This is a genomic window from Porphyromonas sp. HMSC065F10 (assembly GCF_001808555.1).
In the GTDB taxonomy this organism is placed as follows: Bacteria; Bacteroidota; Bacteroidia; order Bacteroidales; family Porphyromonadaceae; genus Porphyromonas_A.
In genome coordinates, this window is the sequence record NZ_KV793800.1 from 13,779 (window position 1) to 16,958 (window position 3,180).

Consider the following 3,180-nt stretch of genomic DNA (forward strand, 5'->3'; position numbering starts at 1 on the left):
CCCCGGAGGGGTGCACCGCCGATCTGCGCTGCCTGGCCCTCTCCGGCTCGGGTGCACCGCCGATCTGCGCTGTCCGACTCGTCCACCTCGTCCGACCCGTCCGATAAGACAACGCGATATGTCCGATAAGACAGTGCGACTTGCCCGACCCGTCCGATACCCCGGTCTGGAGGGGGCTATTTCTTTTACCGGTATTAGTGATCACTAATGCCGATATTAGAGATCACTAATATCGGTATTAGATTTGACCGATAGCGACGACCCCCAAAATTCCACGCCTACTCGTTCGGTCATCCGGACCCTCTGCGACCCACAAGGGGTCGAGGATGTATGTTCCGGCTGATCCACGGGTCATCGGGGCTGCGCCCCTCGACCCGTGGCTACGAAGCGGGCACCCACAAGGGGTGCAACCCCGCACCTCCCGGATCGGCTGAGGTGGATGGATTTTCCAAAAGCGAGCAGGTGCCCTCTGCGCTGTCCGACTCGTCCGATAGGTCAGCGCGACTCGTCCGATAGGGATGTCTCCTCTCCCTCTTTCCCTTTATTTATTATTTTTATTACCTACCTCGCTGATCGCCCTTATTTCTCAAGGGCTGCACGTTTTTCACTTTTTACCGCTTAGTTGTCGTAGATCTCACTTCAGAAGCGCCTTCTCCCGCCTTGGTGTTATTCTTTTGGGCAGCGTTTTGTATTATATGTAGTGCGGGATAATATCCTGAATTGTCAGAAGTATTAATTTTAACATTTCGCCAGAACCCCCTCTACAAGCGGGATTTCCGACTTTTATCAGATTTGATTTTCTTGTAAGGCTTGTAAATGTGTGTCAAGTTATAAATAAAGCTTTACCTTTGTCACATGTAAGAGTTCCACTTGATATGGGACCGAGTTGTATACAAGGTTGAGCATTCAGACGGGATGCCACTTTAGTAGTAGATAAGGTATCGCATATCGAGCAATCATAGTCCGTATAGACTCGGCTCGCATGCAATGACACGCATATTATAATATGAAGCAAATGAGAAAAATCGTCTTAACGCTGGTGCTACTGCTCGCAACCGCCATCGGCGTGCAGGCACAGAAAGTGGCCCTAAAGACCAATGCCCTCCACTGGGCTGTCATGGGCTCTCCCAATGCCGCCCTGGAGTTTGCCATGGGTCCCAAGGTGACCCTTGACCTCTATGGTGGTGGTAACCTCTGGAAGTTTGAGAAGCCCCTCGAGGTGCGTCACTGGCTCGTCCAGCCGGAGCTCCGCTACTGGTTCTGCGAGGTCTTCAATGGCACCTTCATCGGTCTCCACGGTCACTACGGCCAGTACAATATCGGTGGCATCAACCTCCCCGTCGGCCGACTGAAGAACCTTAAGGACCACCGCTACGAGGGCTACTTCTACGGTGCCGGTCTCAGTCTCGGTCACCAGTGGATCCTCTCGAAGCACCTCAATCTCGAGGCCTCCCTCGGTGGCGGCTGGGCACGCACTCCCTACAAGAAGTATGAGTGCCCCGTCTGCAGTCCGCTCCTCGATGAGAGCACCTACGACTACTTCGGCCTCACCCGCGCCACGCTCTCCCTCACCTACTTCTTCAATTGATCCATGGATAGTATGAAAAAGATATTTGCCACGACACTCCTGTCGCTCCTCGCTCTCACCGCCTTCGCTGCGAAGCCGGTACGCCACCTGGATCAGATCAAGGCAACCCCGGTCGTCCATGTCGACAAGGCCGCCGGTCAGGTGAGCCTAACCATCGACCTCATCCTCGATGATCTCAAGGTGAGCAGCAACGACCTCATCATCCTCACCCCGAGAATCTCTCAGCCCGACGGCTCCTACGAGCAGGTGCTCGAGCCGGTCTATATCGTCGGTGGCACGCGCGACAGGGCGCTCAGCCGTCAGCTCTACTTCGGTCACAAGCCCGACTACTACGTCGCCGCCCGTCCGCAGAGCATCACCCGCCGGCAGAATGGTCTCCCCCAGACCGTCCGCTACAGCGCCACCATCCCCTATGACAAGGGCATGCGCGGTGCCGTCCTCTCCATCGACGAGTGGCTCACCGGCTGCGCTGACTGCGACAGAGGCACCGCCACCATGACGCTCCTCACCCCGTTTGTCAAGGCTGAGCCCTACCGACCCACCTACCACACCTCCTATATGGTACCTGTGGCAGAGAAGATCAAGAACCGCGCTGACAAGTACTCCGCCACCATCTCCTTCCGCGTGGCTAAGGACAATATCGACCGCGGCTACAAGCAAAATGCCTCCGTCCTCGACGACGTCGACAGCAAGGTCCGCTCCGTACTGGACAATAAGGACATCACCCTCACCGGCATGACCGTAGAGGGCTGGGCCTCCCCCGAGGGCAAGGCGGACTACAATAAGGCACTCTCCGAGCGCCGCGCTAAGTCCTTTGCCGACTACCTCAGCCGCACCCACGGCATCAAGCGCTCCGATATGTCCGTCGCCGGACGTGGTGAGGACTGGGCAGGTGTGGAGAAGCTCATCCGCGAGTCGGATCTCTCCTACAAGTCCGACCTCCAGGAGATCATCGACAACTACAGTGGCGATGCCCGCGACCCGAAGGTTCGCACCCTCAATGGCGGTGCACCCTTCCGCGAGCTGGTGGCCGACAACGGTCTCTACGCCAAGGTACGCCGCACGGACTACGCCTTCCGCTACACCGTCCGGGGCTTCAACCTCGAGGAGGCACGCGAGCGGATCAAGACCGCACCGAAGCTCCTCAGCCTTAACGAGATGTACCTCGTCGCCAATAGCTATCCTGTCGGCAGTGAGGACTTCAAGGAGGTCTTCGCCATCGCCGAGAAGTACTTCCCCGGCGAGCCTGCCGCGCTGACCAACGCCGCCGCAGCCGAGCTGGAGGGAGGCAATGCCGCCGCAGCCCTCACCCGACTCGATCAGGTGAAGGCACCCACCGCCGAGACACTGAATAACCGCGGTATCGCCCTTGCCCTCACCGGCAAGTACGACGAGGCGGAGAAGTGCTTCAGTGAGGCTGTCTCCAAGGGCGACAAGCGTGCCGCCGACAACCTCGCCGAGCTCCGCAAGCTCATCGAGAGCCTCTGATAGAGCCCCCACTGCCGGGCACAGCGGTGCCCGACAGTTAGGTCCACCCACTGGGTAAGGCAGGGCTTCGCGCCGTCCGACTCGTCCGACTTGTCCGACTTGTC

The 3,180-nt window shown here is 58.1% G+C and carries 2 protein-coding genes; both read left to right on the forward strand.

All coding sequences use genetic code 11. The features are described from left to right. Positions 1–1,006 precede the first annotated feature (1,006 nt). The gene (locus tag HMPREF2890_RS06540) at positions 1,007–1,588 is read left to right on the forward strand and encodes a DUF3575 domain-containing protein (RefSeq protein ID WP_070466813.1); all 582 of its coding nucleotides are present in this window, start codon (positions 1,007–1,009) and stop codon (positions 1,586–1,588) included. 12 nt (positions 1,589–1,600) lie between these two features. After that, complete coding sequence (locus tag HMPREF2890_RS06545) at positions 1,601–3,076, forward strand: OmpA family protein (RefSeq protein ID WP_070466816.1); 1,476 nt, start codon at positions 1,601–1,603, stop codon at positions 3,074–3,076. Positions 3,077–3,180: the final 104 nt, after the last annotated feature.

Coding starts and splice junctions, on each gene's coding strand:
- HMPREF2890_RS06540 (WP_070466813.1), top strand. CDS start 1,007: ATGAAGCAAATGAGAAAAATCGTCTTAACGCTGGTGCTACTGCTCGCA.
- HMPREF2890_RS06545 (WP_070466816.1), top strand. CDS start 1,601: ATGAAAAAGATATTTGCCACGACACTCCTGTCGCTCCTCGCTCTCACC.